General features: G+C 59.5%; 24 protein-coding genes and 1 tRNA gene. 22 read left to right on the top strand and 3 right to left on the bottom strand.

The genetic code is table 11. The features are described 5' to 3' along the window. Window positions 1-45: 45 nt before the first annotated feature. From surE to KQH53_05985, 3 genes are all read left to right on the top strand, one after another. The gene (surE, locus tag KQH53_05995) at window positions 46-813 is read left to right on the top strand and encodes a 5'/3'-nucleotidase SurE (protein MCB2226212.1); all 768 of its coding nucleotides are present in this window, start codon (window positions 46-48) and stop codon (window positions 811-813) included. 318 nt (window positions 814-1131) lie between these two features. Continuing rightward, a complete protein-coding gene (locus tag KQH53_05990; GenBank protein MCB2226211.1) occupies window positions 1132-1311 on the top strand; it encodes a hypothetical protein in 180 nt (59 codons plus the stop codon). A 189-nt stretch (window positions 1312-1500) separates the two neighbouring features. Further along, complete coding sequence (locus KQH53_05985; protein MCB2226210.1) at window positions 1501-2118, top strand: hypothetical protein; 618 nt, start codon at window positions 1501-1503, stop codon at window positions 2116-2118. Between the two features lie 43 nt (window positions 2119-2161). Here the strand turns inward: KQH53_05985 and KQH53_05980 are convergent, their stop codons facing one another. Beyond that, window positions 2162-2890 (bottom strand): flavodoxin family protein, encoded by a 729-nt coding sequence (locus tag KQH53_05980; GenBank protein MCB2226209.1) that lies wholly within the window; start codon window positions 2888-2890, stop codon window positions 2162-2164. Window positions 2891-2950: 60 nt separating this feature from the next. Next, window positions 2951-4552 carry a sodium:solute symporter family protein gene (locus tag KQH53_05975; protein ID MCB2226208.1) on the bottom strand — a complete coding sequence of 534 codons (1602 nt, stop codon included), beginning with the start codon at window positions 4550-4552 and terminating at the stop codon, window positions 2951-2953. A gap of 192 nt (window positions 4553-4744) precedes the next feature. Between KQH53_05975 and KQH53_05970 the strand changes: the two genes are divergently transcribed. From KQH53_05970 to KQH53_05885, 18 genes are all read left to right on the top strand, one after another. After that, window positions 4745-4820 (top strand) — tRNA-Asn (locus KQH53_05970). 389 nt (window positions 4821-5209) lie between these two features. Continuing rightward, window positions 5210-5458 (top strand): helix-turn-helix domain-containing protein, encoded by a 249-nt coding sequence (locus KQH53_05965; protein ID MCB2226207.1) that lies wholly within the window; start codon window positions 5210-5212, stop codon window positions 5456-5458. A 2-nt stretch (window positions 5459-5460) separates the two neighbouring features. After that, entirely contained in the window at window positions 5461-5919 is a 459-nt protein-coding gene (locus tag KQH53_05960; GenBank protein MCB2226206.1) for a hypothetical protein, read from the top strand. A 2-nt stretch (window positions 5920-5921) separates the two neighbouring features. Next, a complete protein-coding gene (locus KQH53_05955) occupies window positions 5922-8312 on the top strand; it encodes a DUF3987 domain-containing protein (protein MCB2226205.1) in 2391 nt (796 codons plus the stop codon). Window positions 8313-8805: 493 nt separating this feature from the next. Then, complete coding sequence (locus KQH53_05950) at window positions 8806-9075, top strand: hypothetical protein (GenBank protein ID MCB2226204.1); 270 nt, start codon at window positions 8806-8808, stop codon at window positions 9073-9075. 228 nt (window positions 9076-9303) lie between these two features. Continuing rightward, a complete protein-coding gene (locus KQH53_05945; GenBank protein ID MCB2226203.1) occupies window positions 9304-9531 on the top strand; it encodes a hypothetical protein in 228 nt (75 codons plus the stop codon). Beyond that, window positions 9528-9791, top strand: a complete 264-nt coding sequence (locus KQH53_05940) for a hypothetical protein (protein ID MCB2226202.1) — start codon at window positions 9528-9530, stop codon at window positions 9789-9791. Before KQH53_05945 ends, KQH53_05940 begins: the two co-directional genes overlap by 4 nt. Window positions 9792-10350: 559 nt before the next feature. Then, window positions 10351-11871, top strand: a complete 1521-nt coding sequence (locus tag KQH53_05935) for a PAS domain S-box protein (protein ID MCB2226201.1) — start codon at window positions 10351-10353, stop codon at window positions 11869-11871. 245 nt (window positions 11872-12116) lie between these two features. Continuing rightward, the gene (locus KQH53_05930) at window positions 12117-12524 is read left to right on the top strand and encodes a hypothetical protein (GenBank protein ID MCB2226200.1); all 408 of its coding nucleotides are present in this window, start codon (window positions 12117-12119) and stop codon (window positions 12522-12524) included. Window positions 12525-12888: 364 nt separating this feature from the next. Next, on the top strand, window positions 12889-13839 hold the full coding sequence (locus tag KQH53_05925; GenBank protein MCB2226199.1) for a PAS domain-containing protein: 951 nt from the start codon (window positions 12889-12891) through the stop codon (window positions 13837-13839). A gap of 121 nt (window positions 13840-13960) precedes the next feature. Further along, the gene (locus tag KQH53_05920; protein MCB2226198.1) at window positions 13961-14470 is read left to right on the top strand and encodes a hypothetical protein; all 510 of its coding nucleotides are present in this window, start codon (window positions 13961-13963) and stop codon (window positions 14468-14470) included. A gap of 98 nt (window positions 14471-14568) precedes the next feature. After that, on the top strand, window positions 14569-14754 hold the full coding sequence (locus tag KQH53_05915; GenBank protein MCB2226197.1) for a DUF1328 domain-containing protein: 186 nt from the start codon (window positions 14569-14571) through the stop codon (window positions 14752-14754). A 57-nt stretch (window positions 14755-14811) separates the two neighbouring features. Beyond that, entirely contained in the window at window positions 14812-14991 is a 180-nt protein-coding gene (locus tag KQH53_05910; protein ID MCB2226196.1) for a hypothetical protein, read from the top strand. 111 nt (window positions 14992-15102) lie between these two features. Beyond that, window positions 15103-15543 carry a hypothetical protein gene (locus KQH53_05905; protein ID MCB2226195.1) on the top strand — a complete coding sequence of 147 codons (441 nt, stop codon included), beginning with the start codon at window positions 15103-15105 and terminating at the stop codon, window positions 15541-15543. 119 nt (window positions 15544-15662) lie between these two features. Continuing rightward, window positions 15663-16160 carry a sel1 repeat family protein gene (locus tag KQH53_05900; GenBank protein ID MCB2226194.1) on the top strand — a complete coding sequence of 166 codons (498 nt, stop codon included), beginning with the start codon at window positions 15663-15665 and terminating at the stop codon, window positions 16158-16160. A 159-nt stretch (window positions 16161-16319) separates the two neighbouring features. After that, window positions 16320-17687: a B12-binding domain-containing radical SAM protein gene (locus tag KQH53_05895; GenBank protein ID MCB2226193.1), complete on the top strand. Its 1368-nt coding sequence runs from the start codon at window positions 16320-16322 to the stop codon at window positions 17685-17687. A gap of 154 nt (window positions 17688-17841) precedes the next feature. Continuing rightward, window positions 17842-20586 (top strand): PAS domain-containing protein, encoded by a 2745-nt coding sequence (locus KQH53_05890; protein MCB2226192.1) that lies wholly within the window; start codon window positions 17842-17844, stop codon window positions 20584-20586. Window positions 20587-20790: 204 nt separating this feature from the next. Then, on the top strand, window positions 20791-23379 hold the full coding sequence (locus KQH53_05885; GenBank protein ID MCB2226191.1) for a response regulator: 2589 nt from the start codon (window positions 20791-20793) through the stop codon (window positions 23377-23379). A gap of 353 nt (window positions 23380-23732) precedes the next feature. On the opposite strand, the gene KQH53_05880 is transcribed toward KQH53_05885, so the two are convergent. Next, window positions 23733-24962 carry a site-specific integrase gene (locus tag KQH53_05880; protein ID MCB2226190.1) on the bottom strand — a complete coding sequence of 410 codons (1230 nt, stop codon included), beginning with the start codon at window positions 24960-24962 and terminating at the stop codon, window positions 23733-23735. Window positions 24963-25508: 546 nt separating this feature from the next. Between KQH53_05880 and KQH53_05875 the strand changes: the two genes are divergently transcribed. Continuing rightward, window positions 25509-26498, top strand: a complete 990-nt coding sequence (locus tag KQH53_05875; GenBank protein ID MCB2226189.1) for a DUF3089 domain-containing protein — start codon at window positions 25509-25511, stop codon at window positions 26496-26498. Window positions 26499-26550 lie beyond the last annotated feature (52 nt).

The raw sequence follows: 26550 nt of genomic DNA, 5'->3' as shown, positions 1-26550 counted from the left end.
GACGTTTGACGCCCTCGCCCGCGCCGGGGTAGACTTCCCGGCGTTATGCGGCTGCTCATCACCAACGACGACGGGGCCTACGCGCCGGGCATCAAGGCCCTGTACGCGGCCCTGGCCCCGGAGCACGAGGTTTGGGTGGTGGCCCCTGAGACCGAGCAATCCGCCGTGGGCCACGCCATCACCCTGGCCGACCCCATCCGGGTGCATCCCCTGACTCCGGAGAGCGGGATGCAGGGCTGGGCGGTCACCGGCACCCCGGCCGACTGCGTGAAGCTGGCCCTGTGCGAGCTGTTGCCCGCGCCTCCCCAGATGGTGCTCTCGGGCATCAACCAGGGGGCCAACGTGGGGGTGAACCTGCTCTACTCGGGCACGGTGAGCGCGGCCACCGAGGGGGCCATCATGGGCCTGCCGGCCATGAGCCTCTCCCTGGCCACCCACGAGCCCTTTGACTTCTCCTACGCCGCCTCGGTGGGGGCCCTACTGGTGCGCGAGTGGCAGGGCCTGGGGGTGCCGCCCGGGGTCTCGCTCAACGTGAACGTGCCCGCCCTAGCCCCCCAGCGCATCAAAGGCATCCGCTTCACCCGCCAGTCCCAGGCCCGGCTCAGCGAGAGCTTTCTGCGCCGCGAGGACCCCCGGGGCCACACCTACTACTGGCAGGCCGGGGAGAAGATGGGCACCGAGGGCGATGGCCAGACCGACTACCCCGCCCTGCTGGAAGGCTACGTGACCATAACCCCGGTGGAGCACGACCTGACCCACGACCGCTCCCTGGAGGCCCTGCGCGGCCGGGGCCTGGAGCTGCCTCCCGTTTAGGCGCCTACCATTCGGTAGGAGAGCCATTTTGTTGCATACGGTAACGTAAGGGGCTGTCAAGTCTGAACTATCGCTAATGGGGCATTTTTCCCCAAGAGGGGGGATTATGCACCATGCTCGGGCAACCTTGTTGAGTTTGTGAAAATTCTCCCCACAAGTACCCCGGATGCGATTCCCTTTATTTTTCAGCGTTATTGCAGCACGTTACAGTTAATATTGATTATCAAATATAGCCGTGCCGCCGCTATGGCACGCGGCTTGCTTAATAGGAGGGCACGCAACGTTGAATTTCCAACCTTCGCGTTTTGGAGATAGAAAATGCCCGCTTACGACTACATCTGCAGCAATTGCGAGGCCGTCGAGCAACGCATCGGCGGCCTGGATGATCACACGGTCATCTGCGACCAGTGCGGTCAGGTCATGGTGCGCCAAGGCGACCTGGACTCCCTGCTGGCCTCCTATTCGCCGATGCACCAGGCCGACGGCCAAGGCTCCTAGCCATATTGCCGATATTCGCAACGCCGTGAGCCCGCTTGGGGCGGGCGCCTGATGGGCGCTCCGTCTGGCGGCGGGCTGCGCCGTGCCCTCTCCGAAACTGCCGCCCAGGGCAGATTCACCCAGTTAGAGCAAATATATCAAGACCTTCCAGCCACCACCTGCGAGCGGCGGGGGGAATGCTGCGGCCTGTTGCCCCCCTTGCACGCGGTGGAGCTGGCCGCCTGGCTTTGGGCCTTCCTGGAACTGCCCTACCGCGAAAAGGCGGCCCAAGCCCGCAAGCTGGTTGAGCATTTTCTGACCAACGCCGCCCGGCGGCTCCCCTGCCCCTGGGCCCTGAAGGACGCCTGCGCGGTGTACGAGCGCCGCTTCCTGGGCTGCCGGGCCTATGGCCTGTGGTCGCCCGCGTCCTATGCCAAGCGCGCCGCCGACGCCGCCGCGGGCCAGGAGGCGGTGGCCGACGCCTGGCGCGGCCTGGGGGTGGAGCTGCCCCCCGAGGTGCTGGCTCCGGCCCCGGCCTACTGCGAGGGCGTAAAGCCCGTGGGGCCGGCCCCGGACGACGCGGCCCTGGATGCCCTGGAAGAGCGCATCGAAGAGTTGGGGCAAGACCTGCCTGGTGGCTTGGAGCGGCTGCACGATTTTGGCGGCGATCTGGCCTACATGGTGGCCGCCTTGGCTCTGGGACAACAGCAGGCGCTGGGGCTCAAGGTGGCGGTTACCAAGGCCCTGTTGGGCGGCGACGAGGCCGAGGCCCACGAGCTTCTGGCCAAGGCGGGCACCGCGGCCAAGCGCTGGGCCCAGAGCCTCTAGCCCCGCCACACTCCGTTAATTAATCATAAAATATATCTGACGGTTACGAATTGTCCGCCGCCTTGGCCAGCTGCTTGCGGCACCACTGCTCATAGCGCCCGGCCAGCTCGCGGAAGCGGTCCACGCTGAGCGGAGGCCTCTGGATGGCCCTCAGGGTGGTCTCGCGCACCCTGCCCTCCTTGGCCAGCTCTTGGCCCGCCTGGGCGATCAGCTCCAGATGCGGCTCCAACTCGGCGGGGGCCATCTGCAAGGCCAGGGAGCCGGGCACGCACAGCTCGGCCACGCACTGGCCGCCGAAGTTGGCCGCCTGGGCCCGCACCGTGGCGATGAGCGGGCCGAAGGTGGCGTACTCCGGGAAGGAGCAGGTGCTCACCAGCACCGTCTGGGCGGGCAAGTCCCAGGCCATGGGATGGCGGATGCGCCCGGCCGCGTCCTTTTCCAGAAAGGCCTGCATGGCGCAGACGCAGCGGTCCATCACCGCCTTGATCTGGGCGCTCATGGAGTCGGTGTATACCGGCGCGGCAATGACCAGCAGATCGGCCTGTTGCAGCAAGGGGTAAATTTGATCCATACCGTCGCGCTGGGCGCAGCGGCCCGGATGGCGGTGCATGCAGCTTAGGCAGGCCACGCAGGGCGATATCTCCAGGTCCTTGACCAGGATGGTGTCCACCGAGGCCCCGCCCTGCTCCAACCCGGCCGCCAAGGCCCTGGAAAGCCTGCCGGTTACGCCCTTGTCTCCCCGCGCGCTGCCGTTGAGCACCAATGCTTGCATGTTCACCTCCACGCCGGCCAGCTTAGCACAGGCCGCCCGGGATGGATACGACCCTTGGCGTCATTCTTTTGACGTGCGCAGCCACCAGGCGATGAATGCGGTCTGCAAGGCGCTGAGCCCCACGAAATACCAGGCCCACAAGGGCCACCCGGCCAGGGTGGACCCCACCTCGCCCCAGGCCCAAAAGTCCTGAGCCAAAAGGAACACGCCCCCGAAAAGCAATAAGGCCAGCCAGCCGCGCCGGGTGAAACGGGGCAAGCCCAGGCCACCGGACATAAGTTGCACCGCCAAGTAGGCGATCAGCGCCCCGGCCATGGCCGGCATGGCGGGCAGGAAGCCCCAGGCGGGCAGCAGCTTGAGATGATAAGCCACCACCAAGGCCTCGCCCACCAGGATGGAGGCGATGGCCGCCGAGGCGCGCGGGGTTTTGAGGTAGAGCCCGAAGAACACGGTGGGGAACAACACCGCCAGTCCGGTGAAGGCGGTGAGCCCCAGGGAGAGGATGGTGGCGTCCGAGAGGAGCGCCACCAAGAGCCCGGCCACGGCCAGGCAGAGCACGAAGACCCGTCCCACCAGGCTGCTCTCGGACTTGCGCCCGCTGATGAGCGGGAAAAGGTCGCGGCTGAAAATGGAGCTCAGGGTTAGTAGCTGCGAATCCATGGTGGACATCAGCGCGGCCAGCCCGGCGGCCAGCACCAGGGTGCCCATGAAATCGCCAGCCAGCTCGGTCATCAACAGGGGCACGATGTTGTCCGAGGCGCGCCCGGCCAGGCCCGGAAAGGCCAAATGCCCCAGCACGCCCATGGCCACGGGCAGGGCGAAGACCAGGGTGCAGATCAGGGGGTACAGGGCCATGGTGCGGGCCAGGGAGCGCTCCTTCTTGGCTGAGTAGAAGCGCTGGAAGAGCTGGGGGAACATGGGGTCGCAAAAGAACCACAAGGCCAGGAAACTGAACCACGCCGCCGGAGTGTACACCCCGCGCGGCCCGGGGCGGCTGAACAGCTCGGGCGCGGCCTGGCGGGCCGAGCCGAAGGCCTCGGACCAGCCGCCGAAGTGGCTGGTGACCATGAACAGGGCCACGGCCATCAGAATAAACATAAGAAGCCCCTGTAACACGTCGGTCCAGGCCACAGCCTTTAGCCCGCCCCTGAGGGTGTAGAGCAGGATGATGGCCGTGATCAGGCTGGCCCCGGCCCAGGGCGGCAGGCCGAAGAGCTGGCCCAGCACCTTGGCCCCGGCCAGGGGTTGCAGGGCCAAATAGGGCACGGTGAACACCACCATGACCAGGGCGAACAGGGCGGCCAGCCACTTGTTGCCGTAGACCTGCTCCACCAGCTCGGCCGGGGTGACCAGGCGGTGGGTGCGGCCCCACTGCCACACCTTGCGCCCCAGCAGCCAGAAGGTCAGGGCCATGAAGCCGGTGCCGAAGGCCATGATGGGGAAAAAGCTCAGCCCGTCGCGATAGCCCGCGCCCGAGGCCCCGAACACGGTGAAGGCGCTGAAGTTGGTGGCGGCCATGGTGCCCACTAGCACGAAGGTGCCCAGGCCGCGCCCGGCCAAAAAGTAGTCGGCCGGGCCGTCCTTGAGGCGGCTCTTGGCCAAAAGGCCCAGGATGATGACCGCCACGAAGTAGGCGGCCAGGACCAGGATCTTGGTAAGCATCGTTGAACCCCTCGGAAAAATAAAAAAACGGCCACCCCGGTGCAAGCCGGGATGGCCGTTGGCCTAGTGCATAACCTGCGCCGCCTTTATAGCCCATGCCCGGCGGCTTGGCAAGCCTCGGCCTTTGGCGCTGCTTATGGCCCAATATTGTTGACGGCTTGGAGACCCTGTGGTAAAAATCGCCCTACAAATTCCCCGGTAGCTCAGCTGGCAGAGCAGGTGGCTGTTAACCACCGGGCCGGCGGTTCGAATCCGTCCCGGGGAGCCAGAAAGTTCAAGGGGTTAGGCTAATTGGCCTAACCCCTATTTTTTTGAGGTAAGCAAGAGGTAAGCATCAGGAACAAAGTCTTGGTGAAATACCGCCAGTCCTTTTGGCCCGGATGGCCCGGGCCGCATTCGCTTTGAGAGCTGCGGCGGCCTGCTGGACCATACTTACACCCGGCAGCAACCAACCGGTATATCTATAAAAATAGACGCCGTCATTAGAACGGGGTAACTTTTTTGGGGAGCAAAGCCATTTTTCCGGTGGGGTGGCTGGCGGCGGGGTGTAAAGTAGACGTAAGAGAGAGAATTGGAGAGCCCCGGTAAGACGTTGCTGGGGCATGGTTAATATCAGCCTGGCATGCCTGCGAAGATCGTGGGCGAGCGAGGCTTTTTATGTGCAAGAACCCATCGCAGACCAATCCTCCCGACACCCCCCTCCTCTTAAAGACCTCCCCGGCGGCCGACTATCTGGGCCTCTCGCGGCGCACCCTCGAAAACTTGCGGTATCGCGGTGGCGGCCCCCGCTTCATTAAGCTCGGCTCCGCCGTGCGATACCGGCGCGAAGACCTGGACGCCTGGGTCGAGGCCGGCTTGCAGGAGTCCACGGCCTCTCCGGCTGGTCCGGGCCCTGGAGGCGCATAGTTATGGGGCGGCCTGATGTTATCCCTGCGGCGGTCACCGGAGGCATCGGCCTAATCGGCGGCCTGCTGGGCGACGATTCCATGACCGGCAGTTCGGCCAAACCCGGCCGGAAAGGCGCCCTCCCCTCCACAGAGGAAAGCCGGCTCCTTCTGGCCTCACTCCAGGAGGAGATACTGGGGGCGAAGCCGGTCAATCTGAACACGAAGGGTGCGAGCATCCCCATCATGGACCCGTTCCTGCGCCATAAGGCCAGGTCCGCGCGGGGATTCCTAAAAGGCGAAGCTTCCGGCGCGCCCGCCGATGGCGGCATCCTGGGCGACATGGCCTGGCCCTTGGGGGCCGCAGCCGGAGCGTTGCGGGGCATCGACAACTCCATGGTGAGCGATCTGGCCTGGAACTCCATTATGAGCTGGGTGCCATACGCCGCCGACCCTGTGTGGGGGCTGTGGGGGAGGCGATGAGCATGCATAATTCCGCGGGGCCCCGGGCCCAGCTTGAGTCGATCGGGGTATGCCCCGGGGAGATCATCCCCGACGGCGCAATCCATCGCAGCCCGACCGAGGATAAGCCCCATAAGCGAAATGGAGCCTACTTTTGTTATCCCGATGGGGGTGGATGGGCCTTAAACCATCGCACGGGCGAAGAGGTTACTTGGGGCCACACCAGCAGTCAGCCCCTGAGCGCCGAGGAACGCCGCGAACGGGCCGAGAAGGCCGAGGCAGCCCGCAAGAAGCGCGAAGTCGAGCAGGCCCGCCGCCATGCCGAGGCGGCGAACCGCGCCAGCGACATCCTGGCCAAGGGCAAACCCTGCCAGCGTCACCCCTACCTGGCGAGCAAGGGCGTCGAGCCCTGCCCGCAGCTCATGGTAGGCATGGGCGGCGAGCTACTGATGCCCGTGCTGGGACCAGACAATAAAGCCCAATCTCTTCAGGCGATCACGCCAGACGGCGACAAAAAGTTCCTCAGCGGCGGAAAGACGGCAGGCGGGTACTTTCCAATTAAGGGCCGCAAGGATGGTCCCCTGCACATATGCGAAGGGCTGAGCACTAGTCTTTCTGTGCATGAGGCCACAGGAGGCACGGTGCTGGTGGCCTGCAATGCCGGCAACCTGGAGGCCGTGGCCCGCATGGCGAGGGAGAGGTATCCCGGCCGGCCCATCATCATCTGCGGCGATGATGACCACGCCACGCCTGGCAACCCCGGCCGGACCAAGGCCGAAGCCGCCGCCCGGGCGGTTGGTGGCAAGGTGGCCCTGCCAGTGTTCCGAGAACCGGGCGTAGGGACCGACTTCAACGACCTGCACCAGGCGGAAGGATTGGAAACCGTCAAAGCGCAGGTGGAAGCCGCCCAGCCGCCGAGAGCCGAACCGGCCACCTCCCCCGGTTGGCCCGAGCTAGTGCCCTTCGGGACGCACAACGCGCCCCCGCTGCCCGTGGAAGGTCTGTCGGCCTGGGCGCGGGAATTCGTCTTAGCTGCGGCTGAGCAAATCCAGGTGGCCCCCTGCTTGGTCCTGGCCAACGTCTTTGGCGCGGTGTCCGCTTGTGCGGCCCGCCGCTTCTGGGTGCAGGTGCACGAGGGCTACACGGAGCCGGTAAACCTTTACCTTTTGGTTCCGGCCCCGCCGGCTGAACGCAAGAGCGCGGCCCAGGCCGCCTGCCTGTCCCCCCTGTTCCAGTGGGAGCGCGACCGGGCCGAGTCCATGCGGGACGAAATCAGGGCCGCCGCCAGCCGACGCAAAAGCCAGGAGGCCATAATCTCGGGGTTGCGGGGCAAGCTGGCCAAGGCCAAGACTGAAGATCGCGCCGCACTCATGGCCGAGGTGGAGGAGCTGGAGCTGGGGCTCGAAGAAGCGCCCCGGCCGCCACGCCTTGTGGCTGATGACGTGACCGCCGAAGCCCTTGCGTCCCTGATGGCCAACAACGGCGAGCGCATGGCCGTGATAAGTGCAGAGGGTGGACTGTTTGACACGCTCGGGGGCCGCTATCAGAATGGCGTGCCCAACCTGGACTTGATCCTCAAGGCGCACCCCGGTGAGCCGGTGCGGGTGGACCGCAAGAGCGGCCAGCCGGTGATGATGCAGGCCCCGGCCCTGACCATCTGTATCAGCCCTCAACCCGACGTGCTGGCCAGTCTGCCGAGCAAGCCCGGTTTCCGGGGCCGAGGTCTCCTGGCCCGCTTTGCATATATTTTGCCGGAGAGCCGCCTGGGCCGCCGCAAGCCCCAGGGCCAGCCCGTGCCTGAGCAGGTGAGCCGCGCCTATGCGGCGGCCCTGGGTGATCTCTTGGACTTGGACCCCGGCCCGGAGGGCGAACCCCTGGAGCATTGCCTGCAGCTGCAGCCAGCCGCCCATACTGCCTGGGCTGAGTTCTCCGGCGCCATCGAAGCCGAGCTCGTGGACGGTGGCCGCTTTGAGAACGTGCGTGACTGGGCAGGCAAGCTGCCCGGCTTGGCCGCCCGCCTGGCTGGACTCCTGCACGTCATGGAGCACTTGGCCGAGGCTCCCGCCCACGCCATATCCGGGCAGACCATGGAGGCCGCCCTGGAGTTGGCCGGGGCCCTGGCGGGCCATGCCCTGGCCGCCTTCGGGGTCATGGGGACGGACCAAGACCAAGAAGCCGCCAAGAAGGTGCTGGCCTGGTTGAAGTGTGAAGGCGTGGACAGGTTCACGGCACGCGATGCACACCGGGCCGTGCGGGGTTCATACCCTAAGGCCGAGCAAATCCGCCGGGGATTGGAAATCCTGGAAGATAGGGCCTTCATTTGGCGGGAGGTGCCGCCAGAGAAACGGGGACCAGGCAGAGCCCCAAGCCCCACCTACGTGGTCAACCCCAAGCTGTGGGAGGCCGGATCATGAGTTGGCGCAAGACCCTGGCCGAATCCCTAGGCTATCCCCAGCCGGAGACAGATAGACCGAAAAGCTGGGGGCAGCCCCCCCCGGACAAATTGGACAATATGGACACAATTAAAGCGGAAGGCAATTCTGTCCATATAGTCCATTCTGTCCATAGCCCTCCAGGGTCCACTCCTTGTGATGGTTCTTCTGAGAAGGGCATCCTCGCCCCTGGCCCCGCCGAGTGCCAAGCGGAGACGGTAACTGCGGCCAAGGATGTTTTTGGTCCCGGGGCGCAGGCCGAGTGGGTGCCCGCACCGGCCTCGACAACCCGGTGTCGCGAAGAAGCCCGAGACAACATCGTCTGTTGTTGCGGATGTCAACATTTTCAACCAGGCGTGGGCGACAGTCAACATGCCCTGGGCCGCTGCCTGGGGCGGCCTTGGGATGGGCACGAAGGCCAGTGGCCGCGGGCCCCCCATCATTGCGCGAATTATACAACTAGCGGAGGACTTTAATGGAACAGCGAGTAATAGCCAGCAGCAAGAGCAAGGCCCCGGCTCCCCGCCAAGTGGCCCCCTATAGTGATTTGTTGAACTTAGCCAAGGTATTCCAGGAGGCTGGGGTCCAGAGCCGCGAACTCGGCGAGCCCAGCTTGGACTATCTGTGGCACGCGGCCCAGCTTCGATTCCAGGCCGGGGTGTTAGAGGAGCTTGGGGTCATGAACAGCACATTCATAAGCATTGAAGGTTTACTGGAGCGGGTGGTCCAGGGGCGCGGTTACTGATGGCGACGCCTAAAAAAACAGGCACGGAGCAGGGGCGCGGCAAAGACGGAAGGTTCAAGCCGGGGTACAGCGGCAACCGCGCGGGGAGACCGCCTGGCACCCGCAACGCGGCCACCGTGGCGGCCCAGGTGCTCCTGGACGGCGAAGCCGAGGCCCCTAACCCACAAAGCCGTGGAGTTGGCCCTGGGGGGCGATACAACGGCCCTGCGGCTGTGCCTGGAGCGGCTGGTGCCGCCCAGAAAAGACTCCCCGGTCAATGTGGAGCTCCCCTCTATCGCCGGCCCCCAGGATGCAGTCAAGGCGCTATCCGCCCTGCTGGAGGCCGTGGGCCGGGGTGAGCTAACACCGACCGAGGCCCAGGCCGTGGCGGGACTGTTGGAATCCTACCGACGGGCCCTGGAGGTTGAAGAACTTGAACGGCGGATCGTCGCCCTGGAGCAGGAGAAGAACAGATGAACAAGCTACAAACCAGGATCAGAAGCCTTGAGGGGGTCGTCCATGCCTGCGAAGACGCCAAGTCGGCCGAGAGGGATGCCTTTTTGAGGCGGGAACTTGACCGATATTTGGGCATACCCCCCGACACCACCGAGGAATACAAAGTGACAGCCCCGGCGCGTGGAGAGGGCGACAGGTACGCCGTCAGAGACCCGGAGGTGCGGCGGATGCTCGATGAGTTTTTATGCCAGGTCAACCCCAACTATAAAGCGAGGAAATGAGAATATCGAAAGACCATGTAGGGCGCGCCTCTGTCCGCCCTCTAGCAGAGGAAGGTCAACGCGGCGATGCAAAGGGCCTTGAGGACGATTAATTAGAGGTCAGTAGGTGCCCGGCCAAGCTTACAAGCCGCCGCCACCCGGGGCGCCATTCACGAGGGTGGTGCCCTAACCTACGGGTGGCAGCAGGACGTACCTCGGCAAGGTGGTCTCGTCCGCCGACATCCGCGCTTCTTCGTGCATCTACATCCTCTTTAGATAAACCTCGCCGTCCCGGTCCGGGTGCTTTTTCAGATCCCCTGTGATCAAGTCTGTCACCGCCATGAGTGAAGGCAGGATTTGTAAGTTGAAGCCTGCTTAGGTGGATCTGCAGTTCACATTCTTAGCACTACTTGCACTCTAAGTTGGCCGCCCGACCTGTAGCTTGCCGCACCTTCCTTACATTCGAAACGACCAAATCTAGCATAGTATCCGGTTTGCGCCGATGACCTGGACAGCAGCCTTCAAGCATAATGATAATGTCAGCAAGTTATGAAAAGGGGGAACGGGTGCGGAGCCAAGGATGAAAAAGCCCACTCGGGGCCAAACCGAACCACAAGAATTGCGCCGGATGGCTGAGGGTCGCTTGCAAGCAAGTCCTACTGACGACTCCGAACTGCGCCCGGAAAACTTTCCCTCTATCCTTCAGGAGCTGCGAGTTCATCAGGTAGAACTGGAGATCCAGAATGAGGAACTGCGACGCACCCGGGAGGAGCTTGAGGAATCGCGGGACCAGTATTTCGATCTTTATGACCAGGCTCCGGTAGGCTATCTAACCACGGACGCCAAGGGGAGAATCCTCCAAGCCAACCTGACTGCGTCCAGCATGCTGGGCCTGCCTCGCGGAAACCTGGTGGGGCAAAGCCTCTATCTCTTCGCGGCCCGGGACCACCACACGGCTATGCTTGATCTCCTGAATTTAGGGGCAGAAGACAGGGGCAAGCAGACCCTGGCCATCGAAATGATCCGAAAAGACGGCTCCCGATTCCACGCCCAGTTGGAAAGCGCGCCACAACTGGATAATGACGATCTCCCCATGCAATTCAGAATGGCGATTGTCGATGTAACCGAGCGCAAGCGAACTGAATACCAACTAAGCCAGAGCGAAGAGCGTTACCGCCGCCTAGTAGAGACCATGCCGGACGGGGTCTTCACCCTTTTGCCGGATGGGGCGATTGCTTCTCTAAACCCGGCCTTTGAAAAAATCACTGGTTTTAACAGGGCTGATTGGCTGGGGCGCAGTTTTTGGGACTTGCTTCACCCCGACGATTTGGGCATGGCCAAGAAGCTGATAAAGACCGCCCTGGCTGGGAAAGGAAGAATAGCCGAGGAAACAAGAATTTTATCGAGCGCCGGCGACTACTTGATTGTTTATTTCATTGTAGAGCCTGAGTTTGAGTTTGGCAAAGTTACCGGCGTCTGGGCAATGGGACGCGACATCACCAAACGCAAGAAGGCCGAGTGGGCATTACGCAACTCACGCGACACCCTTGAAGCCGAGGTGCAGAAAAGGACCCTGGAATTGTCCCAAGCCAACCGGTCCCTGCAAGAAGGATTGGAAAAGCGCAAGAAGGATGCTGCGGAGTTGCGCGAACAGAAGATCGACCTGGAATTCAAAACTGCGGAATTGGAAGAGGCAAACACCGCCTTGCGGGTTTTGATGCGCCGAGGCGAAGAAGACAAGAAAGAGTTGGAAAACGCCATTACCCAGCAAACCCACAGGCTCCTTGTTCCTCGCCTGCAGGGGCTGCTGGAATCTGGGCTCGATCAGAACCAACAAAAAGTGGTGCAGTTGTTGATATCTCAGCTGAGGCAGATCACCTCTTCTTTTGCCCAGCGGTTGAACTCCCCCAAATTCGGTCTCACGCCTAGAGAGATCCAGGTAGCCATGATGATTCGCGAGGGTTTGGCAACCAAGGAAATCGCCGAGGTATTGAAAGTCTCTGGAGACACAGTTGCAACCTATCGGCATAGTATACGCCGCAAGATTGGTATATTAGGGAAAAAGATCAGCTTGAACGCCCACCTATCCCAACTCTCATAATGGTGATTTTATCTAGCCATTATTTCAATTGTTTCTCATCTGTGCGTTTCCTGGAATTCAAGGGATAATTTAATAGAGACAAAGCGGGCGCCGCTTGCTCCCTCTTGCCACCCGTGGTCAAGCTTCGGCCAACCTCGCCCAGGCAAGCCTACCGACCATTGAGAAGTGACATTTTACTGGGCAACCAGTTCGACGCTTCGATTGTTTCCTACGTCCATCTTCACACCTTGGGTAAGGGAGGGACCATGGCCAGGATTCTCTTGATTGCCAGCTATGGGTGGTCCCGTAATTTCCATGCTTACCAACTCAGCAACGGGGAGCATTTGGTAAGGAGCACCGGTTTCACGCCTCAGCTAACAGAAGAGATAACTTCTTTCCAGCCGGAGGTGATTGTGGCCGATCTGTCTGGTGAACACGCTCCGTCTGATTTGCTTTGGCGAAGCGTCAAGGCATTGCCTGAACCTCGTCCCGCGGTGGTTTTCAGTACGGATGCTAATTACTGGGGGGCGGTGCATGTCTCCCCGAATGGTCACTACGCGATGATGAGCCCCCTGCCGGACGCACTACCCATAATAGTGGAGAACGTTTTACACAGCCAGAGCCCGGATAATCCTTCGAGAGTGCCAAACTGCCAGATTCGCATGGAAGGCTGAGGTTTGGCATAAGCCAACTCGCCATGGCGAGTAATGGTCTGGTGGCAGGCGCGCAATGGGGGAAGTAATGCAAAAAAAGGCTAGCAGGGAACCAATGGGGAATAATCCCATCAATCACAGCGGCCGCCGCAATCTTGACTGCCCCCATTATGCGGCCTGTTTGGACTTGGTCGCTTCCGCCCAGTGGCCGCGCTTCACCTGCGAATTCTGTGCACACCGCAAGAACCGGCGTCCCATTGGCCTGGACAACTTGAGCAGGGAGGCCTTGGGATGGGAAGACATCTGGGGCGGAGGGATGAGCCTGAAGATTTAGACAAACAATCATATGGGCCTTGCCCATTCAATCGCCCCGCTAGGAAAGGCAATGAAGACATCTTTAAAAAACGCCGCCGAATTTGAAGAACTGCGGCAACACACTGCGAAGCTGTTGCTTTTGCAAAAGGATACGAAAGGCACTTCGCCTAAAAGAAGCCCTTTGGATCTTATCGGGGACCTGGAGGCTTTCCAGTACGAGATTGAGACCCAAAACGAACAACTCCGTCAGTCCCAGGCCGAATTAGCCGCAACCAGGGACAAGTATCAAGATTTGTTCGAATTGGCGCCGGTGGGTTTCATTTCCCTGGAACGAAATGGCGCTATTTGCGAAATCAATTCGACCGGTGCGGCCATGTTGGGCCGGGAGTGCCGTCATTTGATCGGGGTCAGTATTTTTCAATTTGCCTCAAGCGAGCACCAACTTTTGTTGCATAACTCCCTCAAATCCGCGGGAAAGGCCGGGGAAAAGCGCGCGTGCGAAGTGGAGCTCAGGCCAAAACTAGGCCCCTCCCGCTTCCTGCATGTGGAATGCATTGCCCAGCTTGATCAATGGGAAAGAACCCAGAGATACCATCTGGCCATACTGGAGATCACCGAACGCAAGAAAGGCGATGCGAGCACCGCGAAAAAGATTGAACAATACCGGGAACTATTGGAAACAATCGGTGCCTGGTTTTGGGAAGTTGACCAAGACGGCCGATACCTGCAAGTCAGCACCAAAGTTAAATATTCCTTGGGCTATGATCCGGAAGAGATAATTGGCAAGACTTTATTTGATCTTATGCCCCCAGCTGAAGCCGATCGGGTCAGGCCCTTGTTTCGCTTGGCCTTGGACAACCAAGAGCCCTTGCTTCATTTGAAAACCACCTATCTCCGCAAGGAAGGCGGACGGGTTTTTTTGGAAACCAACGGGACCCCTGTTATTGATGGCCATGGAAAGTGTGTGGGGTTCCGAGGAATGTTTGGCGGCAGATCCCCTCGTCTGGCAACCTCTTTTTAACTGTGTGGCAACAACGTTCACCTGGAGCCCCAAAAGACTCAAGCCTATAGAAGAGCGAGGTACGCCGCATTAACCAAGTTAATAACTTTTATATCAGGATAGAAAAGACAGGAGGTTAGAGATGGTGGAAAGCAAAGAAAGCACATTATCGGTAGTTACCAGAGTTACCAGGAATGCTGTCATTGGAGCCCTTAAGGGCACAGGCGAATTAGCCCAAGCCGTCGTGGAAACCACTACGGATATGGTGAAGGCGACTATTGCGGGAGCTGGCAATTTGACGGTGGCAATCGAAAAAAGAGTGGGAGAGATAGTTTCAGGGACAATCGAGGCTGCAAACGAAATTGGTGGCGACTTATACGTGACCATAAAAAGTACGGTCTTTGGAATCGTGAAAGCTGGCTCGGAGGTAGGGGCGGACGTGGGCAAGACCGCTGTTGCGGCGACTGAAGTGGCCATCAAGTCAGGAGCCAAGGCAGGCACCGATATCAGCACGGCCACCAAGGAAGCGGTCACCGGAGCAATTGAAGCCGGCGACGCAATCGGGGCGGATGCTTCACAGGCCGTGAGGAGCGCCCTGATAACTTCAATAAAAGGCGCGGCGGATGTGATAAAGCCGCCGCCACGTAAATAAAAAAGAGAGGGGAGGCAACGGTTGCCACAAAGTCTGGGGGAAATACTAGGCCATCTCTTGGCCCGAGCGGGAACAAGCCAACTTCATGGGAGACACAAATGCTCAAGTTGACCTTTGGATTACTGATAATAACTTTAGTGACCGGCGTTTTTGCTTTCACCAATATCTCAAAAGCTGTGCCAGACATCTCTGAAATCTTGTTCTTGGCTTTCCTGGTGCTTTTTCTCTTGGCGCTTATCGGCTGGCTGCTGTTCCGTCGCAGGGCGCAGAACCAAATGCTCTGAAATTAGGCTTTGCCAAGGCTACGTTGAAATAAACCTGAATCCCTTAAGGAGAACCTCATGAAATCCAGCACCAAAAACCAAGCGCAAGGCAAATTTCACAAAATAAAGGGCAAGCTCAAGGAGCTTGCAGGAAAAGCCGGTCTGAATGCTGAGCTGGAAGGCAAAGGCAAGGACGAAACCAGGGCCGGCAAAATTCAGGAAAAGACCGGAGAGATCGAGAAGGTAGTGGGGAAATAGAGCGTAGGTGTCATGCACCAGCCAGCCTTTGGGGTTGGCTGGAGTAGACCTTGGATCGCGCCGCATCGGGTTTCAAACCATCGAATCAATCGGAAACGCGGAGGTTGATGCATGAAAAGGACATTAGCGGCTTTAATCACTCTCATCGCCCTGGGGGCCTTGGCCTTGGCGGGGTGCGGGGACAATGGGGACAAGAAGGTCACTGCCGAGCAAGTGAAAAAAGAGGCCAAGGAGGCCGTGAACACTGCCGTGGCCTATAGCAAGCAGAAACAAGAGGAGTTGATGGCCCAGGCCAAGGCCCAATACCAAGAACTGGAGCGAGAGACCTCCCAGTTGATGGACAAGGCCAAGGAAAAGGCCGCCGCTGGGCAGGATAAGGCCAAGGAGGTCTTGGCTGATCTTCAAAAGAGGCAAGCGGTGGTGCAGGAGAAGCTGAAGGCCATGCAATCGGCCAGCGGCAAGGCCTGGGAAAAGGCCAAGGTCGAGTTGGATGAGGCGTTGCAGAATCTTAAGCAGGCCTACCAAAAGGCAAAGGCCGAACTGGCCGGTTAAGCCTGTGTGAGTATTCGGTGGTGGGCCTTGCCGATAGCGAAATCACATCGGCTGGTAGGCGATGGGATTAAAGCAATCTGTTTGTGGAATCAACCAATAGGGGTAATTGAAGGTTTTTTATGTCTGTTAAGCACTTAGCGATCATCGTCCTGGTTTTGGTTTTCTGTCTGCCGCCGCTGGCAGCCAGTGCTCGGGACGATTATGGCTACCAGTTGCCTTACAGAGGCGAGGAACAGAAAAAATCCATCGCAGACCTGCTTTCCAAAGCCAAGGCTGGCGATCTAAAGGCACAAGAACTCCTGGGAGAACGGTACCTCAAGGGGATTAATGCACCTCAGCACTTCGGCTGGGCGCGGAAATGGTATCTGCGGGCGGCTCAACAAGGCTCAGCCCAAGCCATGTGGGAAGTGGCGACTCTTTGCGTGGAAGGCAAGGGCGGCCCGAAGGATTTGGTGCAGGCCTATTTCTGGTACACCCTGGCTGCATCCAAAGGAATCGGCCAGGCCGTGTATCTCCGGAATCGGCTGCACTCCAAGCTGACTAGCGAGGAAGTAGAAAGGGTACAGACGCGGACCTCCCAATGGAAGCCCCATCCCGAGGGTATCCCCAAACCATGATCGTCAGTGGGTGGTCTTTCCAGCTCCTTGCTTCTGGTACTAATGCCTGCTTGGCTGGGGTGGCCTCCCGTAAAAGCGCCGCGTAGGAGAAAAAGCCATGACCAAACATGACCAAATATGATGCCTACCCAGGAATGAAAGGACAGGATGCGACTTTACTTGATCAATCCATCCAACCCGCTCGTAAGCATCGTCAATGTTAAAGAGAGCCGTTGGAACCGCTACCGAGTGTGGAAGCCGCTCAGCCTAATGGTTCTGGCTGGCCTGACCCCATCGGAGTGGGAGATCCAGATCATAGACGAGAACCTCGGCGCGCCGGACTATACGGCTCTGCCCCGGCCGGACCTGGTGGGGATAACCGCTTTCACCTCCCAGGCGAACCGCGCCTACGAGGTGGCCGCTCATTTCCGGCGTCTAGGCGTACCCGTGGTCATGGGCGGCATTCACGCAACCATGTGCCGAGAAGAGGCGATGGAGCGCGTGGATGCGGTGGTTGCGGGGGAAGCAGAGGGCATCTGGCCGGAGGTTTTGGAAGACGCCCAAAACGGCAGGCTGCGACAACGGTATGACGGAGGGCTTGCCGATATAAAGGACGTGCCGATGGCCCGACATGATTTGCTCAATGGGGGATATGCCTGCGGGGCCATTCAGACCACGCGCGGCTGTCCCTTGAACTGCAGCTTTTGTAGCGTGACGGCCTTTAACGGAGCCCATTACCGGCAACGACCCATAGCGGATGTGGTGCGGGAATTTCAGCTGATTCGAGAAAAGCATGTGCTGGTGGTGGATGACAATCTCGTAGGCACCCGCCGGGAGCACGTCGCCCGCGCCAAGGACCTTTTTCGTGCCATGGCACAGGCGAAATTGGGAAAGCAGTGGTTTGCCCAGGCCAGCATCAACTTCGCCGATGACGATGAACTCCTAACGCTAGCTGCCAAGGCCGGTTGCATCGGGGTCTTCATCGGCTTCGAATCCCCCACGCCCGAGGGGCTCCGGGAAATAGGCAAGAAATTCAACCTTCAGAAGGACCGGGATTTCCCCGGCTCGGTGCAGCGCATCCAGAGGCACGGCATACTGGTCGCGGGTTCCTTTATCATCGGACTGGACACAGACAAACCGGGTGTAGGCAAGCTTATAGCCGAGACAGCTAGGCGATACGGCGTGGACAATCTCAATGCGCTGTTTCTGACCCCCCTGCCCGGCACTCGCCTTTGGGACCAGATGAAATCTGATAACCGCATCGCCCTTAATGAATTCCCGGAGGACTGGAAATATTTCACGCTCACCTTCCCGGTGGCCCGGTATAAGAATTTGTCTCTGGAGGGCATTATCCAAGAGATGATCGCCTGCGATTGGAATTTTTATTCCATGCGGCGCATTCTGTGCAGAGCTTGGAGCAGCATATGGCGACGCTGCAAACCGCTGGTCAGCTTGGCGGGCAATTTCTCATACAAGAAAAATCTTCGCCTGAACCGGAAGTCATATGCAGGCTTTCAGTCGTACGCGGAAGCCAAGGGTTTGACCTGATGGATTTCCAGCGGAGCGGACGAGTGGAGCCACCCGTCACCACCGACCTTATTGGCTGGGCCGCGATCTACCTGTGATACCCTGATGTTTAGACAGAGCGCACCCTGCCGCCACACGCCGATTTCCGTCCCAGAAAGAAATTGAGAGGGCCCATATGCCCCCAGACAAAGGCAAGCCTACCCGCGCTGGCAAACCGGCTTCGGCCAAAGCCAAGGCCAAGAAATCCGCCGCCCCACGCGATGAGAGCTTCCCCATACTGGGCCTGGGAGCTTCGGCGGGCGGACTGGAAGCACTCAAGCAGTTCTTTGAGGCCATGCCCCCGGATTCGGGTATGGCTTTTCTGGTGTTGACGCATCTTGATCCCGACCACACCAGCATCCTGCCCGAACTAGTCCAGAGATACACATCCATGGAAGTGAAGGCGGCCGAGGACAAGACCAAGGTTAGTCCCAACCGGGTATACGTGGCCCCACCCAACAAGGACATGGCCCTTTTGAAGGGCGAGATATTGTTGCTGGACCCGGAGTCGCCCCGGGGCCATCGGCTTCCCATCGACTTCTTTTTCCGGCAATTGGCCCAGGATCAGGGTGATAGGGCCGGGTGCATAATTCTATCCGGCACCGGCTCGGACGGCTCCCTGGGCCTCAGGGACATCAAGGGCGCGGGTGGGCTGGTTATGGCCCAGGAGCTTTCCTCGGCCAAGTATGACGGCATGCCCTCCAGCGCCATGGGCACTGGCTTGGTTGACCTGGTTCTTCCGCCCGACCAGATGCCTGCCAAGCTAATCTACTATTTCAACGCCCCGCATGTGCCGATCGCCCAAGATGCTCAGCCAGCCGAGTTAAATGGATCCGGCGGGGAGCCCGTGCAAAAGATCCTGGTGCTGTTGAGAGACCGGGTAGGCCACGATTTTACCTGTTACAAGCAAAGCACGATCACACGACGAATCCAGCGGCGTATGAGCATCCAGCAAATCGACGGAATAGAAAAATACCTTCGCTACGTCCGGTCCAATCCCAGCGAGCTGGACGCCTTGTTCAAGGATCTATTGATTGGAGTGACCAGCTTCTTCCGGGACCCCCAGGCTTTCGAGGCCATCAAGGAAAAGGTCATCCCCAGACTTTTGGAACAACTGAAGCCCAAGCAGGCCCTGCGGGTGTGGGTGCCGGGCTGCTCCACCGGCGAGGAGGTGTATTCCCTGGTCATTATCATAAAGGAGTGCCTGGCCAGGGCGGGGAAAGAAGTACCTCTGCAGGTGTTTGGCACGGACATCGACAAGGTGGCGGTGGACAAGGCCCGGGCGGGGCTGTACCCCGCCAGCATTGCCGCGGACTTCAGCCCCGAGCGGCTGGCACGCTATTTCAGCGAAGAGCCCGGCTATTACAGGGTCACCAAGGAACTGCGCGATCCGGTGGTGTTCTCGGTGCAGGACGTCATGAAAGACCCGCCCTTTTCCAAGCTGGATCTGCTCTGCTGCCGCAACCTGCTCATCTACCTGGACGGGGCGGCCCAAAAAAAGCTCCTCCCTTTATTTCACTACACGCTTAAGCCGCAAGGGATGCTTTTCCTGGGCTCTTCCGAATCAATCGGGGGCTTTGCCGACCTATTCAAGGTGTGGGACAAGAAGTGGAAGATATATTCCCGCAAGCCAACCTCCGGGGCGATTCGGCAGATTATCGACTTTCCCACCGGGCCGGTCACCCGCGATTCGGCGGGTGAAGGAATGGCTCAGCCGCTAAGGGTTGCCGGTGAGGCCGATCTGGCCAAGGAAGCCCGTAACCTGGTGCTATCGGAGTTTTCTCCGGCAACGGTCATCGTGGACCCAAAAGGCGAGGTGCAATACATCCACGGCCATACCGGCAAGTTCCTGGAACCAGCGGTAGGCCGAGCCAGCCATAAGATTTCAGCCATGGCCCGTGAGGGGCTGCGCCTGGAACTGGCCGCCGCCCTCCGTAAGGCCCAGGCCAGCGGTCAAGTGGTGCGCTCTGCCGGAGTGGAGGTCAAGATCAACGGGGGGCACCAGTATGTGGACCTCACGGTCAAGCCCCTGGATAAACCAGAGCCCATGCGGGGACTACTGGCGGTAGTGTTTGAGGAGACAAGGCAGCCCCCGACAAATGTCCAGGCCAAAGGCAGGCAAACACCGGACGCTGATTTGGTCGAGCGCTTGGCCGATCTGGAGCAGGAACTGCAGCACACCCGGGAGAGACACCAGGGGGCCATTGAGGAACTGGAGACATCCAACGAGGAGCTAAAGTCCATAAACGAGGAGTTGCAGTCGGCCAACGAGGAGCTGCAAAGCACCAACGAGGAACTTGAAGCCACCAAGGAGGAGCAGCAGTCGCTCAACGAGGAACTGGCCACGGTCAACACCGAGTTGCAGGCCAAGATCGACGAACTGGCCCAGTCCCAGGACGACCTGAAAAACCTGCTGACCAGCACCGAAATCGCCACAGTGTTCCTGGGCAACGACCTGACCGTAAAGCGCTTCACTCCCGAAGCCGTCAAATTGATCAATCTCATCGCCAGTGACGTGGGGCGCCCTTTGCGTCACTTGGTTACCAACCTTGCTTACGACGATCTGGTGGCCGATGCCAGCGCAGTGATCAAGAGCCTTAAAGCCGATGAGAAGGAGGTGTGCACCAAGGACGGGGTCTGGTACCTGATGCGCATCATGCCCTACCGCACCATGGACAACAGGATAGACGGAGTGGTGGTCACCTTCAGCAACATTGACAAGCAGAAAAAGGCCCAGGAGGCCTTGTCGCTGCTAAACAAGGCTCTCAAGGAATCAGGGGCTGATCTGAAAAGCTTGCTTAAAATTCGTGACGGAGAACTGAAAAAGGCGCTGGCCGAGTTGAGCGAGACTTCCGGCGGCGAGGATAGAAAGAAGAGTTAAGCGGGCCGGGGGCGGCCCGAGCGGGTTCGTTAGGGCAGGGTATGGGTGCCGAGGTTTGGGAGCGCCGAAGCCAACCGTCAATGGCCGCAAGCAAACAGAGCGTTATAAATTTACTAAATAATACAAGGATATGCTCTAATATGAGAATAGTTTAAGGTTATAGATATGGGTCCGCACCCAAAACCCCCGCCCAAGGGCGCTGAATTGCGGCGCAAGGCCGAGGAACTTCTGTGCTCCGCTCCTGAAGACGTCTCCCGTCTAGATTCCCGGGACCTTACAGAAATTTTGCACGAGTTGCGGGTGCACCAAGCCGAACTGGAGATCCAGAACGAGGAACTGCGCCGGGCCCAGGTGGAGTTGGGCCAGGCGCGCGACCTCTACTTTGACTTGTACGAACTTGCTCCGGTGGGCTACTTGAGCCTTGACCAAAAAGGCTTTATCACCAGGGCCAACCTCACAGCGGCCAACCTGCTGGGCTTGGATCGCAGCGTTTTAATACGACGCCCGCTTGGCACCTTCATGGACCAAGAGGGAGCGAACACTTTCAGGCTGTTCCGAAAAGCCTTGACCGACTCAGGTTCCAAACAAACCTGTGAAGTGGGGCTGGTCCCCAAGAAAGGGCCAGCCATCCACGCCCGCCTGGAGGGCATCCCCGAGCTTGACGAGCAGGGGAATTCCACCGGTTTCCGCTTGGTCATGGTGGACATCACCAAGCGCAAGAAAGCCGAGGAAGAACGCGCCCAGGCCCTGACCCAAGCCCAACGCCGCGAAAAGGAAGTAAGGGCCCTGCTGCAAGGATCGCAAAAGGTCCAGACCAGCCATGACTTCCAGGTGGCGGCCAGGGAGCTTTTCGATATATGCTCCGGCGTTATGGATGTACCCGCCGGTTATGTGGCCATGCTCTCGGAGGACGGCCAGGAAAATGAGTTGTTGTTCCTGGAGGCGGGCGGCTTGCCCTGCCTGGTGGACCCGGAACTGCCCATGCCCGTCCGGGGCCTGCGGGCCCAGTGTTACAAAACCGGCAAGCCGGTCTACGAAAATGACTTCGCGGGAAGCAACTGGCATAAGCTTTTGCCTCCGGGTCACGTAAAGCTGGAGAACGTGCTTTTCGCTCCGCTGAATGTGCAAGGCAGGACCGTGGGGGTCATGGGCCTGGCCAATAAGCCGGGGGGCTTCTCTTCGGGAGACGCCCGCCTGGTGGAAGCATTCGGGGACATCGCGGCCATGTCCCTGAACAACATTCGCCTGCTTGATGGCCTGAAGAACAGCGAGAAACGCTTCCACGAGCTTTTCAACCACATGAGCACCGGCGTGGCCATCTACGAGGCGCAAGGGGATGGCGAGCGGTTCGTTTTCCGCCACATCAACCCGGCGGGGCTGCGTAGCGCAGGATATGAAGAAGGAGATGTGATCGGCCACGAGGTCCGAGAGGCTTTCCCTGGAGTGGAAAAATTTGGCCTGTTCGAGGTGTTTCAGCGGGTTTGGCGCACTGGTGAGGCCGAGCACCACCCCATCAGTTTTTACGAGGATGAGCGCGTCATCCAGTGGGTAGAAAACTACGTTTTCAGGCTGCCCAACGGTGATTTGGTGGCCATGTACGATGACCTCACTCAACAAAAACAGTTGGAGGAGGGCAAGCAGGACATGGAGGCGCAACTGCGCCAGTCCCAAAAAATGGAGGCCGTGGGGACCCTGGCCGGGGGCATCGCCCACGACTTCAACAACATCCTGGCCGCCATCATGGGTTATGGGGAACTCGCCCAGGAAAAAATCCTTGACGGCGAGGACGCATCAACGGATATCGCGGAAATTCTCAAGGGAGCCGTGCGGGCCAGTAATCTGGTAAAGCGCATTCTGACTTTCTCCCGCGGCATGAGTGCGGCGGTCACGGCTTTGGACCTCAACCGCATCGTGGCCGATACAGCGGTCTTGCTGCGTGACACCTTGCCCCGCATGATTGAATTGCAAACCGACTTGGGCGCGGATGTCGGCATTTTCAAAGGCGACCATACCCAGTTCGAGCAGGTGATTATAAACCTGGCCACCAACGCACGCGACGCAATGCCCGAAGGCGGCAATTTGTTGCTTGAGACCTCTAAGGAAAATGCAAACGACCTCCACTGTACAGCCTGCGCCGGCAGGTTCTCTGGCGAATACATCCGATTTCGGGTCAAGGACAGCGGCACCGGCATGGACCGGAAAACCTTGTGCAAGGTATTCGATCCGTTTTTTACCACCAAGGAGGTGGGCAAGGGCACCGGGCTGGGCCTCTCCATGATCTTCGGCATAGTCCAGGGGCACAGCGGTCACATAGTGGTAGAGAGCGCCCTGGGAGAAGGCACAACGGTGGACATCTACCTGCCCCAACTGGAAGGCAGTGTCGAACCAGAAACCCAGACCGCGGTGGGAGAAATCATAGCCGGTGGTGATGAAACAATTCTTCTGGTGGATGACGAGCCGGCGATTGTAAACATCGGGGGAAAGGTGTTGACCGGCGCTGGGTATAAGGTGCTTTCCGCCTCGACCGGCGAGGAGGCAGTGGGCATTTACCGTAACCTTGGCCGGAAAATCGATTTGGTCGTTCTTGACCTGAGCATGCCTGGCATGGGGGGGCACAAGTGCTTGCGGGAGTTGCTTTCCCTATCTCCTGAGCTCAAGATCATTGTTTCCACGGGCTATGCCCGCGACGGTGATCTCGATGAGACCATGTCGGATGGCGCTGCCGCCTTGCTGTCCAAGCCTTTCAAAATACGTGAGATGCTTGAGATCGTCCGCCAGGTGCTGGATGCCTAATTTTCTGATAGGTCACTTCTCGAAAATATAGACTTGTAAAAGCTGCTTTGATTTGTGCCCTAATGGGGCTAGTGAACGATATCGGCTAAAAGCTTAACTCAAGCAGCCTCATCCAAAATCAACCTAGGATTTATAAGTTAATTTCGGGTTAGCCATCAGGGCAGTGCATCATACTTACCATTATCTGGGCCGATTCCACGCTCTTGATTTTGTATCCTGCATGACCACCTTGGGTTGCTTGCATGAATACTCCAGGCGGACCAACAGCCGGCTTGCCAGCCCAGCCTGCCAGTCATCCTGTTCATGCCCAATTCGCGTGATGCCCACTGTCTGCTCCTCCCCGGAGAACGCCCTTACTTCTTCGCACCATTGGTTGATTTTTTGCCGCCTGCAAACGGCAATACCTTTTTCTCAGGTTCCCGGGCCATGGCCCAGGCAATTCTTTCCCCGATTTGACTCGCGGCTTGCTTGAGAGGATCATCCCCTAGGTGACTATACCTCATGGTGGTCTGAGCCTGGCTGTGGCCCAACAGCTTCCCTATTACCGGCAAGCTCATACCAGCTCCAGCGCCCACGGAAGCGAACGAGTGCCTTAAATCGTGCAACCTGACATCCTCCAGCCCTGCCCGCTGCCGTATCCGCCGCCAAGGACGTTGGAGATTTACCAGCGGCCTCATGGGCCTGGCGCCCGGGCAGACAAATGGGTTGCCGGCTTCGCGCTCTGTGTTCTCCAGAAGCTCCAGGGAGGCCTGGCCGAGCGGTATGAGCCGCGGGCCTGTTTTCGAATCCTCAAGTCTCAATGCCCCCCGCTCCCAATCAACGTCTGCCCATCGGAGATTTAGAATCTCGGATAAGCGGCAGCCGGTGAAAATCAACAAGCGCACGGCAGTGATCACGGAGGGCAACTCCGAGTTGTCCTGATCAACCTCGGCCAGCGCCTTTCCCAACCGGGCCCATTCATCCTCGGACAAGTATCGTTGCCTTTTTTGCTCTCGGTACTTCTCAACGTGCCTGGCAGGGTTGGTGCCATCCGGCCGAAGCCCCCATGCTTCGGCCAAGTTGAACATTTTGCGGACGATCTCCAAGACGCGGTTGCCCTGGTAGGGCTTTTCTCGCAGGCTGTGGTGAAGTTTCGCTATCTGCTCGCGGCTAACCTCATCAACGTTATAGCGGCCCAGGGCGGGCAATACGTAGTGGTCAACAACGAAACGGTCTTTCCGGATGCTCTCCGCCTTTTTTTTGACCTCGCTATGCTCGAGCATGTAACGAGAAACCAGTTCGGCGACCGTGGGAGCGCCTCTGGCTGCATTGCGCTCTTCGGCGGGGTCTCCACCCCGGTCAACTGCCGATAGCTTCTCTCGGGCGATTTTACGGGCTTGATCCAGAGTCATGCGGCCGTACTTGCCCAGGGTGATGCGTCGACTCCGGCCCTGAGCATTACGATACTGAAGGCAGAACGACTTGACGCCAGAAGGCTTCACTCTCACTCCAAGGCCCACCTGCTCCGTATCCCAGAAAAGCATGTCAGAGCCTTCGGCCTTGACACCATCAAGCAGTCTCTTGGCTAACTTCACCTTTGGCATGGTCCCCTCCCGGGTAAGCAGGGCACCCGAATCGTCCGGGTAAGCATTGGGTAAGCAACAGGCAAGGAATACGCGAGTAGAGTAACGTATGGCACGGTATTATTACAAGCCTTAACTATGCTATTTAATGGATAGCGACATTATTTAGAGTACCAGAGAGAATTACAAAGAAGGCAAAACTGGTGGCTGTTAACCACCGGGCCGGCGGTTCGAATCCGTCCCGGGGAGCCAGAGAGTTCAAGGGCCCAGGCGATCATGCCTGGGCCCTTTTTTTGCGGGCGCTCATGACAACCGCGTGCCCATGGCGCCGCCCCCCCATCTTGTTGCGCTTTCCCCCTATTTTTTAAAGGCATTGCTTGCTGAGCCCGATTCAATGGGCTAACATTTTGGTTATTACTGCCCCTTCTGCCAGGCACTTTAGCAATTACAACCAGTTAGCCAGACAAAACCCATTCTAGCTCCGCCGGCTTCCCCCGAGGCGGCGGTAACCAAACAGGCAAAGGTCCGCAACTGGGCAACCCTCATCAATTGGGAAGAAGTACACACATGAAAAGCATCGCCACGCGAGCGGTCCGAGGTTTGCTGCTCACCTCGTTTCTTTTCCTGAGCCTGGCGGCAAGCGCCTCGGCCAAGGACCAGGCCCCGGCCCCGCCGGACTACAGCGACCCTTACTACTGGACCGAGCGCACCGAAGAACCGAATCTGCCCTACGACGTGTTCTACGTGCACCCCACCACCTATTTCGACGAGGTGGACGGGCCCAACGCATCGTTCGACAACAAGGTGGTGCGGGCCACCACCAACGACACCAACACCCAGCAGATGGGCGTGTTCCAGGGCATCTGCAACATCTACGCGCCGCGCTACCGCCAGGTGAACCGGGGGGTGCTGCCCAAGAAGTTCGCCGAGCGCGACCCCTACCTGCGCATCGCGGCCGGGGACGTGGTGGAGGCCTTCAAGTACTACCTGAAGCACTACAACCAGGGGCGCCCCTATGTCATCGCCTCGCACAGCCAGGGCTCGGTGGTCACCACCCGGGTGCTCAAGAAGCACCGCGATCTGTTCAAGGACGAGCAGATCATCGCGGCCTATCTGGTGGGCTGGACCATCACCCCCAAGGACTGCACGGAGATGAAAATGCCCTTCTCCCAGCGGCCCGACCAGAACTGCTGCCTGATCACCTGGAACACCATCAGCAAGGGCGGCAAGCCGCCCATGTTCTTCCCGCCCGCCCTGTGCATCAACCCCCTGGTGTGGACCCAGACCAAGAAGAACCAGCCCAAGAAGCTGAACCTGGGAGCGGTGATCGACCTGGGCCACGGCAAGACCCTCAAGGTGCCCCATTTCACCTCGGCCCAGATCGACGACCAGGGCGGCCTGGTCATCCCGGTGCCCGCCATCCAGGATAAGCTGAGCATGCCCATGGGCAAGGGCGTTTACCATCGCTATGACTACGACTTCTTCTACAACAACTTCCGGGAGAACGTGAAAGCCCGTTGCGCCGCCTGGAGCGCCAAGCACCCCAAGGCCAAATAAACGCCAAGACACCGGCGGGGAGGTCCCGTACCTCCCCGCCGCCTTTTTGCCC

It is taken from the genome of Desulfarculaceae bacterium (assembly GCA_020444545.1).
Lineage (GTDB): Bacteria > Desulfobacterota > Desulfarculia > Desulfarculales > Desulfarculaceae > Desulfoferula.
The sequence above is the reverse complement of the archived record's forward strand: the minus strand, read 5'-3'. Positions and strand labels throughout refer to the sequence as shown.

Bases quoted from the DNA above. Each gene is read 5' to 3' on its own strand.
- KQH53_05940 (MCB2226202.1), top strand. From the start codon at position 9,528: ATGAACAAGCTACAAACCAGGATCAGAAGCCTTGAGGGGGTCGTCCAT.
- KQH53_05990 (MCB2226211.1), top strand. From the start codon at position 1,132: ATGCCCGCTTACGACTACATCTGCAGCAATTGCGAGGCCGTCGAGCAA.
- KQH53_05930 (MCB2226200.1), top strand. From the start codon at position 12,117: ATGGCCAGGATTCTCTTGATTGCCAGCTATGGGTGGTCCCGTAATTTC.
- KQH53_05975 (MCB2226208.1), bottom strand. From the start codon at position 4,552: ATGCTTACCAAGATCCTGGTCCTGGCCGCCTACTTCGTGGCGGTCATC.
- KQH53_05965 (MCB2226207.1), top strand. From the start codon at position 5,210: ATGTGCAAGAACCCATCGCAGACCAATCCTCCCGACACCCCCCTCCTC.
- KQH53_05925 (MCB2226199.1), top strand. From the start codon at position 12,889: ATGAAGACATCTTTAAAAAACGCCGCCGAATTTGAAGAACTGCGGCAA.
- KQH53_05920 (MCB2226198.1), top strand. From the start codon at position 13,961: ATGGTGGAAAGCAAAGAAAGCACATTATCGGTAGTTACCAGAGTTACC.
- KQH53_05905 (MCB2226195.1), top strand. From the start codon at position 15,103: ATGAAAAGGACATTAGCGGCTTTAATCACTCTCATCGCCCTGGGGGCC.
- KQH53_05935 (MCB2226201.1), top strand. From the start codon at position 10,351: ATGAAAAAGCCCACTCGGGGCCAAACCGAACCACAAGAATTGCGCCGG.
- surE (MCB2226212.1), top strand. From the start codon at position 46: ATGCGGCTGCTCATCACCAACGACGACGGGGCCTACGCGCCGGGCATC.
- KQH53_05875 (MCB2226189.1), top strand. From the start codon at position 25,509: ATGAAAAGCATCGCCACGCGAGCGGTCCGAGGTTTGCTGCTCACCTCG.
- KQH53_05880 (MCB2226190.1), bottom strand. From the start codon at position 24,962: ATGCCAAAGGTGAAGTTAGCCAAGAGACTGCTTGATGGTGTCAAGGCC.
- KQH53_05950 (MCB2226204.1), top strand. From the start codon at position 8,806: ATGGAACAGCGAGTAATAGCCAGCAGCAAGAGCAAGGCCCCGGCTCCC.
- KQH53_05980 (MCB2226209.1), bottom strand. From the start codon at position 2,890: ATGCAAGCATTGGTGCTCAACGGCAGCGCGCGGGGAGACAAGGGCGTA.
- KQH53_05890 (MCB2226192.1), top strand. From the start codon at position 17,842: ATGCCCCCAGACAAAGGCAAGCCTACCCGCGCTGGCAAACCGGCTTCG.
- KQH53_05915 (MCB2226197.1), top strand. From the start codon at position 14,569: ATGCTCAAGTTGACCTTTGGATTACTGATAATAACTTTAGTGACCGGC.
- KQH53_05900 (MCB2226194.1), top strand. From the start codon at position 15,663: ATGTCTGTTAAGCACTTAGCGATCATCGTCCTGGTTTTGGTTTTCTGT.
- KQH53_05955 (MCB2226205.1), top strand. From the start codon at position 5,922: ATGCATAATTCCGCGGGGCCCCGGGCCCAGCTTGAGTCGATCGGGGTA.
- KQH53_05910 (MCB2226196.1), top strand. From the start codon at position 14,812: ATGAAATCCAGCACCAAAAACCAAGCGCAAGGCAAATTTCACAAAATA.
- KQH53_05960 (MCB2226206.1), top strand. From the start codon at position 5,461: ATGGGGCGGCCTGATGTTATCCCTGCGGCGGTCACCGGAGGCATCGGC.